Raw genomic sequence first — 14,352 nt, forward strand, 5'->3', positions numbered from 1 at the left:
GGCGCCGGGCCTCACGCCTCGAGCGCGAGCCCGGCGTCGCGGGCGGCGGTGAGGAGCACCGCCGCGAGGTCCTTGCCCGCGCCCAGCCCGCTCGCGATGGTCCGCGAGAAGGCGACCTCCGTCGTCGACAGCACGGGCATCGGCGTCTCGAGCCCGGCCGCGAGGTCGAGGGCGAGCCGGACGTCCTTCCGCTGCCCCTCGGTCGTGAAGGTCGGCGTGAAGTCCAGCCCGACGAGCGCGGCGGTCTTGTAGGTCGAGAAGGGCGAGCCGACCGCGCTGTCGTTGATGAAGGCGAGCAGCCGGTCGCGCGGCACCCCGGCCTTCTCGCCGAGCACCACGAGCTCGGCGAGCGACTGCATGACGACCGCGAGCAGGCCGTTCGTGGCCAGCTTGACGACGTTCGCCTCCGCGCCCGCACCGACGACGTGGGTCGCGCGGCCGAGCGCGTCGAGGACCGGCGCCGCCCGGGCGACGTCCTGCTCCGGCCCGGAGACGGCGAAGATGGCCCGCCCGGCCGCGACGACGCCCGGGTTGCCGCTGACGGGCGCCGACACGTAGCCGAGGCCCGCGGCCGCGGCCGCCCTCGCGGCCCGCCCGGCGGCGGCCACGGACACCGTGGAGCCGTCGATCCAGGTCGTCGCCCGGCCGCCGGCGCCGCTGAAGAGGCCGTCGTCCGGGTCGTGCAGCCGGCCGAGGGCGCCGTCGTCGAGCACCATCGAGTACAGGAGGTCGTGGTCGAGCGCGTCGGCGAGCGTCGCGATCCGGGTCGCCCCCTTCGCCAGCAGCGGCTCGGCCCGCTCGGGGGTGCGGTTCCAGACCCCGACCTCGAAGCCGGCGTCGAGGAGCCGCTCGACCATGACGGTGCCCATGCGGCCCAGCCCGAGCCAGGCGACCGTCGGCCGCCCGCTCATCGGAGGATCCGCACGGGGTGCTCGACGAGGTCGGTGAACGCCGCGAGCCACTGCGCGGCGAGCGCCCCGTCGATGACGCGGTGGTCCGCGGAGAGGGTGACCGTCATCACCGTCGCGATCGCGAGGGCGCCGTCCTCGACGACCGGCCGCTCGGACGCGGCGCCGACGGCGAGGATCGCCGACTGCGGCGGGTTGATGATCGCGGAGAACTCCTTGACGCCGTACATGCCGAGGTTGGAGATGGAGAACGCCCCGCCCTCCAGCTCGTCCTGCTTCAGCCGGCCGCGCCGCGCCCGGTCGACGAGGTCGGCGGACGCCGCCGCCACGTCGCCGATGGACCGGCGCTCGACGCCCCGCAGCACGGGGGTGACGAGGCCGCCGTCGATCGCCACGGCGATCGCGACGTCGACGGACGAGTAGCGGCGGATCGACGTCTCGGCCCAGGTCGCGTTCGCGTCCGGCACCCGGAGGAACGCGCCCGCCGCGGCCTTGACCAGCAGGTCGTTCACGGACACCTTGGGGCCGCCGCCCGCGTTCAGCTCGGACCGGAGGTCGAGCAGGGCGCCCATCCGGACGTCCGCGACGACGTAGAAGTGCGGGACCGTCGACTTGCTCTCCGTGAGCCGCCGCGCGATCGCGCGGCGCATCCCGGTCAGCGGCACCTCCTCGACGTCCGCGCCGGCGGGCGCCGACGGCGCGGGGGCCGGTGCGGGTGCCGGTGCGGCGGCGCGGGGCGCCTCCCTCGGCTCGGCGAGGAACCGTTCGAGGTCGCGGCGCACGATGCGCCCGTCGGGGCCGGTGCCCTGCAGCGCGTCGAGGTCGACGCCGTGCTCCTTCGCGAGGCGGCGGACGATCGGGCTCGTGAACCGGCGACCGCCGGTCGGCTGCGCCGCCTCCGCACCGCCGTCGGACCGCAGCTCGGTCGGGGCGCCCGCGACCGGCGAGGGCGCCGCCTCGGGCGCGGTCTCCGGCTCCGGTGCACTCGCCTGCTCCGGCGTCGCGGCCTGCTCGGCGGCGACGGGTGGCGTCGAGGAGGACGCGGTGCCGGCCGCGGGTGCGGCCTCCTCGGCCCCGCCCGGCGCCGGGGAGGCCGCATCGGCGGACTCGCCGGGAGCTCCGATCACGGCGATCGGCTCGCCGACCGCGACGCTCGCGCCCTCGGCGACGAGCAGCTCGAGGACCGTGCCCTCGATCTCGGCCTGGTACTCGACGACGGCCTTCTCCGTCTCCACCTCGGCGAGCGGGGCGCCGACGGCGACCGTCTGCCCCTTCTGCACGAGCCAGCTGGCGATCGCCGCCTCGGTGACGTTCGCGAGGACCTCCGGCATGCGGACGACGGAGGCCATCAGCGCTGCCCCATCCCGGCCACGACGCGCTCGAGACCCGCGACGACCTCCTCGGTGCGCGCGATCGCCGCGCGCTCCAGGACCTTCGAGATGCTCGGGCTGGCCTCGCTGCCCGTGACCCGCTGCACGGGCTGATCGAGCCAGTCGAAGTAGCGGCGCTGGATCTCGTCCGCGAGCCAGCCGCCGTAGGAGGTGCCCTGCGCCCCCTGCTCGACGATGAGCACCGCGTTCGTCTTCCTGATGCTCTCGCCGATGGTGTCCCAGTCGATCGAGGCGCGGTCGAGCCACCGGAGGTCGACGACCTCGGCGTCGACGCCGGTCTGCTCCACGGCCTCGAGCGAGTGCCGCACCATCGACAGGTAGCTGAGGACGGTGACGTCCTCGCCCGCGCGGCGGATCGCCGCCTTCCCGAGCGGGAGGCGGTAGTCGAGGTCGGTCGGCGTCTGCTCGGTCAGCGGGTACAGGTCGATGTGCTCGATCACGAGCACCGGGTCCTGCAGGTCGAGCGCCGTGTTCATGAGCCCGATGTAGTCCGCGGCGGTCGACGGGGCGACGACCCGCCACCCGACGCTCGTCGCGAAGACGCCCGCCGGGTCCATGAGGTGCTGGGAGCCGTAGCCGGAGCCCATCGCGACCTTCGTGCGCAGCACGAGCGGCACCGGGTTCTCGCCGCCGAACATGTGGCGCGCCTTCCCGATCTGGTTGAAGACCTGGTCGGCCGCGACCCAGAGGAAGTCCGGATACATGAACTCGACGACGGGGCGGAAGCGCCCGTCGAGCGCCATGCCCCCGCCGAGGCCGACGAACGCGTTCTCGCTGATCGGCGTGCCGAGCACCCGGTCGGGGAAGTCCTTCGCGAGCCCCTTCGTGGCGCCGTTCGTGCCGCCGTTCAGGCGGTGGACGTCCTCGCCGAGCACGACGATCCGGTCGTCCTGCTCCATTCGGTGGTGCATCACGCCGGCGACCGAGTCGACGAAGCGACCCGTCCTCGTCTCCCCCTCGTACTCGAGCGGCTCGAGGGTCGGGACGCCGTCGAGCTCGCTCGCGTCGCCGCGGATGCCGACGTCGACGAACGCGGGGTCGGGCCAGAGGTCCGGGCGGATCCGCCGCTTGCCGTCCTGCTCGGGGTCCGGCTCGACGAGCCGGGACGCGACGTCGCGCATCGCCTGCACGGCCTGCTCGCGCGCGGCGTCGGCCTGCGCCTGGGACAGGATCCCGAGCTCGAGCAGCTCCCGGGTCGTGCGCGCGATCGGGTCGCGGTCGCGCCAGGTCTGCTCCTCGTCCTTCGAGCGGTAGCCGAAGGCGCTGCCCGGGTAGGGGCCGTTCTGGTGGAAGAACCGGTAGACCTCGGCCTCGATGACGGCGGGGCCGTCCCCCGCGCGCATGCGGGCGGCCGCCTCCTCCGTCGCGAGGTGCACCGCAAGCGGGTCCATCCCGTCCACCTGCCAGGCCGGGATGCCGAAGCCGGGCCCGCGGCCGGACAGCCGCGGCTCGCCCGTCACCTCGTGCACCTCCGTCGAGACCGCGTAGAGGTTGTTCTCGATGAAGAAGCCGAACGGGAGGTGCCACGCGGCGGCGAGGTTCATCGTCTCGAGGACCGACCCGATGTTCACGGCGCCGTCCCCGAAGTAGCTGATCGTGAGGTCGCTCGTGCCCGCGTGGCGCTGCGCCCACGCGTTCCCGGCGCCCATCGGGACGCCGCCGCCGACGATCGCGTTCGTGCCGAGCGCGCCCGCCTCGAACCACTGGAGGTGCATGGAGCCGCCCCGGCCGCGGCAGTAGCCCTGCGCGAGGCCGAGGATCTCGGCGAGCGTGCGCTGCAGCACCGTGTCGACCTCGCCGGAGACGATCGCGTCGACGTCGAAGCGGCCCTGCGTCACGTGGGTGAGGGCCTTCGCGAGGAACTGGTGGTGCCCGCGGTGGGACCCGTTCACGCCGTCGGCGGAGCGGAGGCCGATGATCGAGCCGACCGCGCCGCCCTCCTGGCCGATGCTCGAGTGCGCGGGGCCGTGGACGAGGCCCTCGCCCGCGAGCTCGAGCACGGTTTCCTCGAACGCCCGGATGAGGTGCAGCTCGGCGAGCATGCCGGTCAGCAGGGCCGGGTCGGCCGCCTTCCAGTCCTCGGGCGTGGTCTCGAGCCGGACCCACTCAGCAGCGGGGTCGAGACGGGATCGGTTCGGCATCGGCCCTCTTCTCCATCGACGAGGTGGACATCACGCGTCCCTCAGGTGTTCACTGTAGATGTACATTGGCGCCAATCTCAAGCGCCTCACTGAACACATGGGCGGGGCGCGACGCGCGCCGCCGACCTCCCGCGGCGATGCGGAGGAAGGAGGGGGCGATGGCGCTCCCCGGGCTGCGCGGCACCGACCACATCGGCTTCACCGTGCCCGACCTCGACGAGGCCGACCGGTTCCTCGTGGACGTGCTCGGCTGCGTGCGCGTCTACTCCCTCGGCCCCTTCGTGCACGAGGACGACGACTGGATGGCCGAGCACCTCGGCGTCCACCCGCGCACGGTCATGCGGCGACTCCACTTCTACCGCTGCGCCAACGGCGCAAACTTCGAGGTCTTCCAGTACGAGGCCGCGGACGGGCAGCGCCCCCAGCCCCGCAACAGCGACCTCGGCGGCCACCACCTCGCCTTCTACGTCGACGACCTCGACGAGGCCGTCGCGTACCTCCGGCACGAGGGCGTCGAGGTGATGGGCGAGCCGACCGCCAGCTCCAGCGCGAGCACCGGTCAGCGCTGGGTGTACTTCCGCAGCCCCTGGGGCATGCAGTTCGAGCTCGTCTCGTACCCGCACGGCAAGGCCTACGAGCAGGACGCCCAGGTGCTGCTCTGGCACCCGGCGCGGCCGGCGGAATGACCGACGCGCCGGAGCGGGCCGTCGCCTCGAGGGACGGCGGCGCCGGGGCGCGCCTCGCCGACGAGCTGCGCGCCCGGATCCTCCGCGGCGAGCTGGTCCCGCGGGAGCGCATCCGGCAGGAGTCGCTCGCCGCGTCGCTGGGGGCGAGCCGCGCGCTCGTCCGGGAGGCGCTCCGCATCCTCGAGGCCGACGGGCTGATCACCACGGTGCCGAACACCGGCTCCTGGGTCTCCGCGCTGAGCCGCGCGGAGTGCGAGGAGGTCTACGAGATCCGCGAGCGGCTCGAGCCGCTCCTGCTCCGGCGGAGCCTGCCGGGCCTCGGCCCGGCGCGGATCGCGCGCCTGGCGGACCTCGCCGAGCGGATCCGCGACGTCCGCGACGTCGAGCAGTTCCTCCGGCTCGACCGGGAGCTGCACCTCCTGTCCTACGAGGGCGCCGAGACGGCCGTGCTCGGGGACACCGTGCACCGCCTCTGGAACACGACGCAGCACTACCGCCGCGCGTTCTCGCTGCTGCTCGACGCCGACGACCTCCGAACGCTGCACGAGGAGCACCACATGCTCGTGAAGGCGATCCGCGACGGCGACGCCGACGGCGCGGAGCGCGTGCTCGCCGGGCACATCCGCCGCACGCGCCTGCAGCTCGCCCACCACCCCGACGTGTTCGACGACGAACCGACCGACCAGAGGAGCACCCCGTGACCATCACCGCACCGCCCGCCGCCGTCTTCCGCGACCTCCACATCGGCGGGGAGTGGCGCCCCGGATCGGGCGGCGGGCGGTTCCCCGTCCTCGACCCGTCCGACGGCTCGACCATCGCGGAGTTCGCGATCGCGACCGAGGAGGACTGCGACGCGGCGGTGGCGGCGGCCGCCGCCGCGCTGCCCGCGTGGAGCGCGACCGCGCCGCGGGTCCGCAGCGAGATCCTCCGCCGCGCGTGGGAGATCCTCACCGCGGAGTCCGACGTGCTCGCCGAGCTGATGGTGCGCGAGAACGGCAAGTCCTGGGCCGACGCGAAGGCGGAGGCGGGCTACGCGACCGAGTTCTTCCGCTGGTTCGCGGAGGAGGCCGTGCGCATCCCCGGCGACTGGCGCCTCTCCCCCGCCGGCGACAAGCGGATCGTCGTCACGCACCGGCCGATCGGCGTCTCGCTGCTCATCACGCCCTGGAACTTCCCCGCCGCGATGGCGACGCGCAAGCTCGCGCCCGCGCTCGCCGCGGGCTGCACGACCGTCCTGAAGCCGGCGCGCGAGACGCCGCTGACCGCCGCGTACCTCGTCGACGCGCTGCAGCGCGCCGGGGTGCCGGACGGGGTCGTGAACCTCGTGACGCCCGTCCCGACCGGACCGGCGGTCGCGCGCATGCTCGCCGCGGAGCCGGTGCGGAAGCTCTCCTTCACGGGCTCGACCGAGGTGGGGCGCGAGCTGCTCAAGGCGTGCGCCGACCGGATCGTCAACACGTCGATGGAGCTCGGCGGCAACGCGCCGCTCATCGTCCTGCCCGGCGCCGACCTCGATCAGGCGGTCGAGGGCGCGTTCCTCGCGAAGATGCGGAACGGCGGCTCCGCCTGCACGTCCGCGAACCGCTTCTACGTCCACGACTCGCTGCACGACGCGTTCGTCGAGCGGATGGCCGCGCGGCTCGAGGCGATGCGCACGGGACCGGGCCTCGACCGCGGGAACGAGCTCGGCGCGCTCGTCTCGGTCGGCGAGCGCGACAAGGTCGCCGGCCTCGTCGACACCGCGACGGCGGAGGGCGCGGCCGTCCGCGTCGGCGGCACCGCCTCCGAGCACGGCGCCTTCTACGCCCCGACGCTGCTCACCGGCGTCGCGCACGGCAGCACGATCAACACGACGGAGATCTTCGGCCCGGTCACCGCGGTCGTGCGGTTCTCCGACGTGGACGAGGTCGTCGCGCAGGCGAACGACTCCGAGTACGGCCTGATCGCCTACGTGTTCGGCGAGGAGCGCGCCGCCATGCAGGTCGCGACCCGGCTCGACGTGGGGATGGTCGCGGTCAACCGCGGCGTCGTCTCGGACCCGGCCGCGCCGTTCGGCGGCACGAAGCAGAGCGGCCTCGGCCGCGAGGGCGCGGACGAGGGCATCCTCGAGTTCCTCGAGACGCAGTACATCGCCGTCACGGCCTGAGCCGCGCGGGCAGCGCCACCCGCCTCAGGCGGGCGGGTGGTGGCTGCTGCCGTGCACGAACCAGACGCCCTCGAAGACGCCGGGCCCCGGGTTCCGGTGCACGTGCGGGATGGAGCAGTCGAACCCGAACGACTCGCCCTCGCGGAGGTGGAAGACCTCCTGGCCCACGGTGACGACGAGCTCGCCCTTGAGGACGAGCGCGTACTCGTAGCCCTCGTGGGTCACCATCTCGCCGCCGGCGGACGAGGTCGCGCCCGACGCGTAGGTGACCTTCATGAAGTTCACCGCGTGCTCCGGCGTCGCCGCGAGCCGCTCCCAGACGACGCCCTCGGCCATCGTGATCTGCGGCCGGTGGGACGGGTGCACGACCGAGACCCGGTTCGCGTACTCCGACGGGTGCCACGCGTTCACCGGGTTCATGCGGCCGGTGCCGTGCCACTCGTCGTCGGGCTGCTCCTGCTCCTCGAGGGCGAGCGCGCGCTCGTGCGCCTGCTCGTCGGCCTCGAACAGCTCGTCGACGGAGACGCCGAGCAGCCGGGCGAACGTGTAGAGCGTCCCGACCGAGGGCTGCGACTTGCCGTTCTCGATCTGCGAGACCAATGACGGGGAGACCCCGGCCTGCCTGGCCAGCTCCCGCAGCGAGAGGCCGGCCGCCTGCCGGATCTCCTTCAGCCGGAAGCCGAGGTCGCCGAGCTCGAACGCGCGGATGTCCACCATGTCGGCGCCCGTCTCCCTTCCTCGCTTCGCCGCCCTCCGCGGTCCGCGGCGGCTCGGTCGGACGATGCGGGATGCGCTCAATGTACACATGGCCCGGCGCTGCCGAGTGCTACTGTTCAGTGACAGCAGACAGTCGGATCATACGAGGAAGTGTGCCGATGACCATTCGCGGGATCCACCACACCGGGATCATCGTCAGCGACCTGGACCGGTCGATCGAGTTCTACCACGGGCTCCTCGGCTTCCCGTTCCAGAGCGAGCCGAGCCCCTGGTTCGACGGCGACGAGCTCGCCCAGGGCGTCGGCGTGCCCGGCGCCCGGCTGCGGCAGTGCTGCCTGCTCGTCGGCGACGGCGTGCTCGAGCTGCTCGAGTACGAGAACCGGGAACCGAGCGACGGCCCCGTCCACCAGAACCACCTGGGCGCGATGCACGTCGCGTTCCGGGTCGACGACGTCGCCGCCGTGCAGGCCGAGCTCGAGGCGAAGGGCGTCGAGTTTTTCTCGTCCTCGCACGTCGTCGACGACGGCGTACTCGCCGGCTGGCGCTGGGTCTACTTCCACGACCCCGACGGCATCCCGCTCGAGCTCGTCGAGGTCGCGTACACGCGGCCCGAGGAGCGCCGGCAGGGCATCGCCGCGTACCTCGACGAACACCCCACCACCACGCAGGAGGCCGTTCGATGACGGACACCACCCCACGCCGCGCACTCGTCGTCGGCGTCACCGGCATCGTCGGCCAGAACCTGGCGGCGCTGCTCGCGGACCGCGGCTGGGAGGTCTTCGGCCTCTCGCGGAGCGGCGGCGCGCCCGACCCGCGCGTGCGGCCGGTCCGCGCGGACCTCGCCGATCCGGACGGGCTGCGCGAGGCGCTCGCCGAGGTCCGGCCCGCGTTCGTCGCGATCACCGCGTGGACCCGGATGGACACCGAGGCGGACAACATCCGCGTCAACGCCGCCGCGGTGCGGAACGTGCTCGGCGCCCTCGCGGACGCCGGCTCGGTCGAGCACGTCGCCCTGATGACGGGCCTCAAGCACTACCTCGGCCCGTTCGAGGCGTATGCGACGGGCGTCATGGCGGACACCCCGTTCCGCGAGGAGGAGCCTCGGCTGACGACGCCGAACTTCTACTACGCCCAGGAGGACGAGCTGTTCGCGGCCGCGGAGCGCGGCGGGTTCACCTGGAGCGTGCACCGCTCGCACACGGTGTTCGGGTTCGCCACGGGCAACGCGATGAACATGGTGCTGACGATCGGCGCGTACGCGGCGATCTGCAAGGAGCTCGGCCGCCCGTTCGTGTTCCCCGGATCCGCGACGCAGTGGAACTCGGTGACCGACGTGACCGACGCCGACCTGCTGTCGGAGCAGATGCTCTGGGCGTCCGAGCACGGCCGGAACGAGGCCTTCAACACGGCGAACGGCGACGTCTTCCGCTGGCGGTGGCTGTGGCCGCAGATCGCCGCCTTCTTCGACCTCCCGTGGGAGGGTTTCGAGGGCGCGCCCCGCACGCTCGTCGAGTCGATGGCCGGCGCGGAGGACGTCTGGCGGCGCATCGCCGAGCGGCACGGCCTGGTCGAGCCGGACCTCGGCCGCGTCGCGTCGTGGTGGCACACCGACGGCGACCTCGGTCGCGACATCGAGGTGCTCACGGACATGAACAAGAGCCGGAAGGCCGGCTTCACGGCGTCGCGCGACACCCGCGACAGCTTCTTCCACTACATCGCGCGCTACCGCGAGGCGAAGATCCTCCCCTGACCGGCGGGGTTCACGGATACGGAGATCCGGTCGCCGGATCTCCGTATCCGTGAACGGAGGAGGGGAGGACCGCCGCGGCGGTCCTCCCCTCCTGGCGTTCCGAGCTCAGAGCCGTGCGTCGAACTCGATGTGCGCCTTGATCGTGGACTCGGGGTGGTGCGCCGCCTCGAGCGCGTCGACGGCGTCGGCCGCCGCGAAGCGCTGCGTCACGAGCGGCGTCAGGTCGAGCCCGCTGCCGGCGAGGAACCGGAGGGTCTCCGGCCAGATGCCGGGCGACCCGATGGAGCCCGTGATCCGCAGCTCCTTCGACTGGATCAGCCCGAGCTTCGCGGGCGCTGAGCCCCCGACGTCGATCCCGATGTAGGCGATCCGGCCCTGGAACGCGACGAGCTCGAGCGCGGTCGCCATGACGGCCGGGCGCCCGCTCGCCTCGACGACGAGGTCCGCGCCGCGGCCGCCCGTGATGTCGCGGAGCCGCTCGTCGGCCTCGTCCGGGTGCACCGCGTGCGTCGCGCCGAGGGCGAGGGCGGCCTTCCGGCGGTCCTCCGATGGCTCGATCACGACGGTGGTCGCGCCCATCGCGGCGGTCGCCGCCGCGACGGCGAGCCCGACCGGCCCGGCGCCGAGCACGGCGACGGTGTCGGACGCGTTCACGCCCCCGGCGTGCTGCACCGCGTAGTACGCGACGCTGAACGGCTCGACGAGCGCACCCATCGTGAACGACAGCTCGTCGGGCAGCCGGTGCAGCCACGACTCCTTCGCAACGAAGAAGTCGGCGGCGGCGCCGCTGATCGAGAAGCCGAAGTGGTCGGCCCCGATCACGCACTCCCCCACCACGCGGTCGCCGACACGGAGGTCCTTCACCTGGTCGCCGACCCGCACGACCTCGCCGGACCACTCGTGACCGGGGATCAGCGGGTAGGAGAACGGGATGATGTAGCGGCCCTCGAGCAGCTCGATGTCCGAGTGGCAGACGCCCACCGACCGGGCTGCGACAAGCACCTCGTCGGCCGCGATCTCCGGGATCGGCCGCTCCTCGACGACGGGCGAGTCCTGCGCCGCGTAGACCAGTGCCTTCATGCTCCTCCTCCTGCTCAGCGGGTCTCGATGAGGACCTTGACCTGGTCGCCGGTCGGCGACAGCAGCGTCTCGAAGCCCTTCTCGACGATGTCGGCCATCGGGACGGTCGCGGTCACGACCTGCTCGACCGGGTACCGGCCGCGCGCGATCAGGTCGACGATGCGCGGGAAGTCGAACACCGGGTAGCACCAGGTGCCGGTCAGCGTGATGTCGTGCTCCGACAGCACCATCGGGTCGATCGACGCGGGGCGCGTGTGCAGGCCGGTCTGCGAGACGTGACCCGCGGACCGCACCGCGGCGAGCGCCGTCTGCAGCGCGCGCTCGTTGCCCGAGCACTCGATCACCGCGTCCGCGCCGATGCCGCCGTTCAGGTCCTTCAGGTACGCGGCGACGTCGGTCTCCGCGGGGTTCAGCACCTCGGCGACGCCGAAGCCGCGCACCAGCTCGGCACGCGTCGGGTTCACCTCCGACACGATGACGCGCGCCCCGAGCGACGCGGCGTAGAGCGTCGCGAGCGCGCCGATCGGACCGGCGCCCGTGACGAGCACGGTGTCGCCGGGCCGCACCTGCGCGGTGTCGACGCCGTACGCGGCGACCGCGGCGGGCTCGACGAGCGCGCCCTGGAGGTCGCTGACCGAGTCGGGCAGCACGGTGAGCTTCTCCTGCGGTACGACCGCGAGCTCGGCGATCCCGCCCCAGGCGTAGCTGAGCCCGATGCACGCCATGTTCACGCAGAGGTGGTTCAGGCCGCGCACGCAGTAGTAGCAGGTGCCGTCGAAGAGCAGCGGCATCACGGATACGCGCTGGCCGACGCGGACGCGGTCCACGCCGCGGCCGACCTCGACGACCTCCGCGGAGAACTCGTGGCCGAGGATCTGCGGGATCGTCGAGCCGTTCAGCTTGTGCGGCTCCTTCGGCGTGACGATCGGGCCCTGCGCGTACTCGTGCAGGTCGGTGCCGCAGATGCCGCACCAGAACGGCCGCAGCAGGACCTCGCCGGGTCCGGGCGACGTGGGCGGCGCCACGTCCTCGACGCGGACGTCGTGGGCGGCGTGGAAGACGGCGGCCTTCATCGTTCCTCCTCCTGGAGCGTGGGGTCGAACAGCACCTTGCCCTCGAGGCGCCCGGTGGCGAGCCGCTCGAGCTGCTCGGCGAGATCGCCGAGCGGGTGCACGGAGTCGAGCAGCTCGGCGGCCAGCGACGTCGTCGCGAGGATGTCGAGCGCCGGGGCGAGGTCCTCGCCGCAGACGTGGGCGAGCGTGGTCCGCACGGTGATCTCGCGCATCACCAGGGCGTGGACGTCGACCTCCTGCTGCTTCGCGGGGAGGCCGACCTGCAGCACCGTCCCGCCGTCGCGGACCATGCCGATCGCGGCGTTCAGCTGCCCGGGGGCGCCGCTCGCCTCGATGACGACGTCGGCACCGCCGGGCGCGGCTTCGAGCACGCGGTCGCGCACGGCGTCCCCGACCTCGACGACGCGGTCCGCGCCGAGCCGCAGCGCGCGCTCCAGCCGTGCCCCGGGGAAGTCGACGACGGTGACCTCGACGTCGGCGAGGTGCCGCACGCCGGTGAGCACGAAGGTCCCGATCGCGCCGGCCCCGATGAGCACGACGCGGTCGCCGTCCCGGACTCCGGAGCGCCGGGCGGCGTGCAGGCCGACGGCGAGCGGCTGGGCGAGGCCTGCCGCGTCGAGCGGCAGCCCGTCCGGCACCGCGACGAGCGTCCGCTCGGGCACCGCGACGAGCTCGGCGAGGCCGCCGGGGGCGTTCAGCCCGTGCGTGTAGTAGCGGCGGCACAGGTTCGTCCGGCCCTCCCGGCAGCGGTCGCACGCGCCGCACCAGACGCCGGCACCGCTCGCGACGATCGACCCGGCCGGGAACCGGCCGCCCGCGACGGGCGCGACGACCTCCCCGACGAACTCGTGCCCGAACACCATCGGCCCGGTCGCCCCGGTGACGGGGTGCACCCGGTTCACCGGGAAGGTCAGCGGGCCGGCCTTCCACTCGGTCGCGTCGGTGCCGCACATCCCGGACCGGAGCACGCGGAGGAGCACCTCGCCCTCGCGCGGCTCGGGCTCGGGGACGTCCTCGATCCGGACGTCGTGGTCGCCGTGGTAGACGGCCGCCCTCACGCCTCCGCCCCCGGACCGGCCTCGCCGCGGCCCCAGGCCGTGTTGAGGTTCGACTGCGAGCTGCGGATGACGGGCAGCGGCCCGTTGACCGTGAAGTAGCGCTGGCCCGCGACGAGCAGGTCCTCGGCCGGGAACTTCGTGACGACCTCGGCACCGGTGGCGGTCACGACGACCTCCTCCTCGATGCGGGCCGCGCCGATGCCGTCGGCGCTCGGCCAGTAGGTCTCGAGGGCGAAGAACATGCCCTCCTTCAGCTCCTCCGGGTGGTCGAGCGAGACGAGCCGGGAGAAGATCGGCTTCTCCCAGATCGACAGGCCGACGCCGTGCCCGTACTGCAGCGCGAACGCGGCCTCCTCGTCCGGGAACCCGAACTCCTGCGCCTTCGGCCACACCTTGACGATGTCCGCGGTGGTGGCGCCGGGCTTCACGAGCGCGATCGCGCGGTCCATGTACTCGCGGGCGCGCTTGTAGGCGTCGTTCTGCGCCGGGCTCGCCGAGCCGACCGCGAACGTGCGGTAGTAGCAGGTCCGGTAGCCGTTGAAGCTGTGCAGGATGTCGAAGAACGCGGGGTCGCCCGGCCGGATGATCCGGTCGGAGTAGACGTGCGGGTGCGGCGAGCAGCGCTCCCCCGAGATCGCGTTCACGCCCTCGACGTACTCGGAGCCGTGGTCGTAGAGCGTCTTCGCCACGAGGCCGACGGTCTCGTTCTCGCGGACGCCCGGGCGGAGGAACTCGTACAGCTTGTCGTAGGCGGAGTCCACCATCGAGGCCGCCTGCGTGAGCAGCGTGATCTCGTCCTGCGTCTTGATCTCGCGCGCCTGCATGAACACCTGCTGGCCGTCGACGACGTCGATGCCCGCGTTCTTCAGCGCCATGAGGACCGGCATCTCGATCACGTCGACGCCGAGGGGCTCCCCGAGCAGGCCGAACTTCTCGAGCTCGCGCTTGATCTTCGCCGCGACCTCCTCCGCGGCGCCGGCCGCCGGGTTGAACGCGCCGCGGAGCGTGGAGATGCCGGCCCGCGAGCCGTTCTCGAGCCGCGGCCGCTTCGCGCCGTGGTGCGGCGCGTGCGGGTCGGCGTCCATCTCGGCGGTGGTCTCGCCGAGCCACGGGTTGTACAGCGCGTGGTGCTTCGCCGCGGACCCGAAGTCCCAGACGATCGGGTCGCTGTTGCGGGTCAGGAGGGAGAAGCGGATCAGCTTGTCCATCGCCCACGTCCCGATGTGGGTCGCGGTCATGTAGCGGATGTTCGAGAAGTCGAACGCGAGCAGCGCGCCGAGGTCGGACCGCTCGAGCTCGGCCTTGAGTCGCGCGAGCCGTTCGTCGCGCAGCCGGTCGAACCGGACGCGCTCCTCCCAGTCGACGCCGTTGGTTCCGAAGGTCGCCGTGCTCAGCACCGGTG

General features: G+C 73.1%; 13 protein-coding genes. 5 read left to right on the forward strand and 8 right to left on the reverse strand.

The window, feature by feature from the left end; translation table 11 throughout:
- Positions 1-11: 11 nt before the first annotated feature.
- Genes CLV52_RS13515 through CLV52_RS13525 form a run of 3 tightly spaced genes read right to left on the reverse strand, consistent with a single transcriptional unit; the run spans position 12 to position 4,440 of the window.
- Positions 12-911: an NAD(P)-dependent oxidoreductase gene (locus CLV52_RS13515; RefSeq protein ID WP_133766909.1), complete on the reverse strand. Its 900-nt coding sequence runs from the start codon at positions 909-911 to the stop codon at positions 12-14.
- A complete protein-coding gene (locus tag CLV52_RS13520; RefSeq protein ID WP_133766910.1) occupies positions 908-2,257 on the reverse strand; it encodes a dihydrolipoamide acetyltransferase family protein in 1,350 nt (449 codons plus the stop codon). The genes CLV52_RS13515 and CLV52_RS13520 overlap by 4 nt, the downstream gene beginning before the upstream one ends.
- The gene (locus CLV52_RS13525; RefSeq protein ID WP_133766911.1) at positions 2,257-4,440 is read right to left on the reverse strand and encodes an alpha-ketoacid dehydrogenase subunit alpha/beta; all 2,184 of its coding nucleotides are present in this window, start codon (positions 4,438-4,440) and stop codon (positions 2,257-2,259) included. Before CLV52_RS13525 ends, CLV52_RS13520 begins: the two co-directional genes overlap by 1 nt.
- Before the next feature lie 158 nt (positions 4,441-4,598).
- Here CLV52_RS13525 and CLV52_RS13530 point away from each other — a divergent pair, with 158 nt between their 5' ends.
- The 3 genes from CLV52_RS13530 to CLV52_RS13540 are packed head-to-tail and all read left to right on the forward strand — an operon-like array spanning position 4,599 to position 7,272.
- Positions 4,599-5,126 (forward strand): VOC family protein, encoded by a 528-nt coding sequence (locus CLV52_RS13530; RefSeq protein WP_133766912.1) that lies wholly within the window; start codon positions 4,599-4,601, stop codon positions 5,124-5,126.
- Positions 5,123-5,827 carry a GntR family transcriptional regulator gene (locus tag CLV52_RS13535; RefSeq protein WP_133766913.1) on the forward strand — a complete coding sequence of 235 codons (705 nt, stop codon included), beginning with the start codon at positions 5,123-5,125 and terminating at the stop codon, positions 5,825-5,827. The genes CLV52_RS13530 and CLV52_RS13535 overlap by 4 nt, the downstream gene beginning before the upstream one ends.
- Positions 5,824-7,272, forward strand: coding sequence for an NAD-dependent succinate-semialdehyde dehydrogenase (locus CLV52_RS13540; RefSeq protein WP_211342704.1), 1,449 nt, complete (start codon positions 5,824-5,826; stop codon positions 7,270-7,272). Before CLV52_RS13535 ends, CLV52_RS13540 begins: the two co-directional genes overlap by 4 nt.
- A gap of 24 nt (positions 7,273-7,296) precedes the next feature.
- On the opposite strand, the gene CLV52_RS13545 is transcribed toward CLV52_RS13540, so the two are convergent.
- The gene (locus CLV52_RS13545; protein WP_162850853.1) at positions 7,297-7,989 is read right to left on the reverse strand and encodes a helix-turn-helix domain-containing protein; all 693 of its coding nucleotides are present in this window, start codon (positions 7,987-7,989) and stop codon (positions 7,297-7,299) included.
- A gap of 158 nt (positions 7,990-8,147) precedes the next feature.
- Between CLV52_RS13545 and CLV52_RS13550 the strand changes: the two genes are divergently transcribed.
- Entirely contained in the window at positions 8,148-8,672 is a 525-nt protein-coding gene (locus CLV52_RS13550) for a VOC family protein (protein WP_133766915.1), read from the forward strand.
- Positions 8,669-9,739 carry an SDR family oxidoreductase gene (locus CLV52_RS13555; protein WP_133766916.1) on the forward strand — a complete coding sequence of 357 codons (1,071 nt, stop codon included), beginning with the start codon at positions 8,669-8,671 and terminating at the stop codon, positions 9,737-9,739. Before CLV52_RS13550 ends, CLV52_RS13555 begins: the two co-directional genes overlap by 4 nt.
- 105 nt (positions 9,740-9,844) lie before the next feature.
- Here CLV52_RS13555 and CLV52_RS13560 read toward each other — a convergent pair whose 3' ends face one another.
- The 4 genes from CLV52_RS13560 to CLV52_RS13575 are packed head-to-tail and all read right to left on the reverse strand — an operon-like array spanning position 9,845 to position 14,347.
- On the reverse strand, positions 9,845-10,819 hold the full coding sequence (locus CLV52_RS13560) for a zinc-dependent alcohol dehydrogenase (RefSeq protein ID WP_133766917.1): 975 nt from the start codon (positions 10,817-10,819) through the stop codon (positions 9,845-9,847).
- A 14-nt stretch (positions 10,820-10,833) separates the two neighbouring features.
- The gene (locus CLV52_RS13565) at positions 10,834-11,892 is read right to left on the reverse strand and encodes a 2,3-butanediol dehydrogenase (RefSeq protein ID WP_133766918.1); all 1,059 of its coding nucleotides are present in this window, start codon (positions 11,890-11,892) and stop codon (positions 10,834-10,836) included.
- Complete coding sequence (locus CLV52_RS13570; RefSeq protein ID WP_133766919.1) at positions 11,889-12,950, reverse strand: zinc-dependent alcohol dehydrogenase; 1,062 nt, start codon at positions 12,948-12,950, stop codon at positions 11,889-11,891. The genes CLV52_RS13565 and CLV52_RS13570 overlap by 4 nt, the downstream gene beginning before the upstream one ends.
- A complete protein-coding gene (locus CLV52_RS13575; RefSeq protein ID WP_246018137.1) occupies positions 12,947-14,347 on the reverse strand; it encodes a M24 family metallopeptidase in 1,401 nt (466 codons plus the stop codon). Before CLV52_RS13575 ends, CLV52_RS13570 begins: the two co-directional genes overlap by 4 nt.
- Positions 14,348-14,352: the final 5 nt, after the last annotated feature.

The sequence above is a fragment of the Amnibacterium kyonggiense genome, assembly GCF_004364555.1.
Lineage (GTDB): Bacteria > Actinomycetota > Actinomycetes > Actinomycetales > Microbacteriaceae > Amnibacterium > Amnibacterium kyonggiense.

What these genes read in the sequence shown, in the direction of transcription:
- CLV52_RS13520 (WP_133766910.1), bottom strand. Translation starts at nt 2,257, where the DNA reads ATGGCCTCCGTCGTCCGCATGCCGGAGGTCCTCGCGAACGTCACCGAG.
- CLV52_RS13545 (WP_162850853.1), bottom strand. Translation starts at nt 7,989, where the DNA reads ATGGTGGACATCCGCGCGTTCGAGCTCGGCGACCTCGGCTTCCGGCTG.
- CLV52_RS13535 (WP_133766913.1), top strand. Translation starts at nt 5,123, where the DNA reads ATGACCGACGCGCCGGAGCGGGCCGTCGCCTCGAGGGACGGCGGCGCC.
- CLV52_RS13515 (WP_133766909.1), bottom strand. Translation starts at nt 911, where the DNA reads ATGAGCGGGCGGCCGACGGTCGCCTGGCTCGGGCTGGGCCGCATGGGC.
- CLV52_RS13560 (WP_133766917.1), bottom strand. Translation starts at nt 10,819, where the DNA reads ATGAAGGCACTGGTCTACGCGGCGCAGGACTCGCCCGTCGTCGAGGAG.
- CLV52_RS13525 (WP_133766911.1), bottom strand. Translation starts at nt 4,440, where the DNA reads ATGCCGAACCGATCCCGTCTCGACCCCGCTGCTGAGTGGGTCCGGCTC.
- CLV52_RS13550 (WP_133766915.1), top strand. Translation starts at nt 8,148, where the DNA reads ATGACCATTCGCGGGATCCACCACACCGGGATCATCGTCAGCGACCTG.
- CLV52_RS13530 (WP_133766912.1), top strand. Translation starts at nt 4,599, where the DNA reads ATGGCGCTCCCCGGGCTGCGCGGCACCGACCACATCGGCTTCACCGTG.
- CLV52_RS13565 (WP_133766918.1), bottom strand. Translation starts at nt 11,892, where the DNA reads ATGAAGGCCGCCGTCTTCCACGCCGCCCACGACGTCCGCGTCGAGGAC.
- CLV52_RS13555 (WP_133766916.1), top strand. Translation starts at nt 8,669, where the DNA reads ATGACGGACACCACCCCACGCCGCGCACTCGTCGTCGGCGTCACCGGC.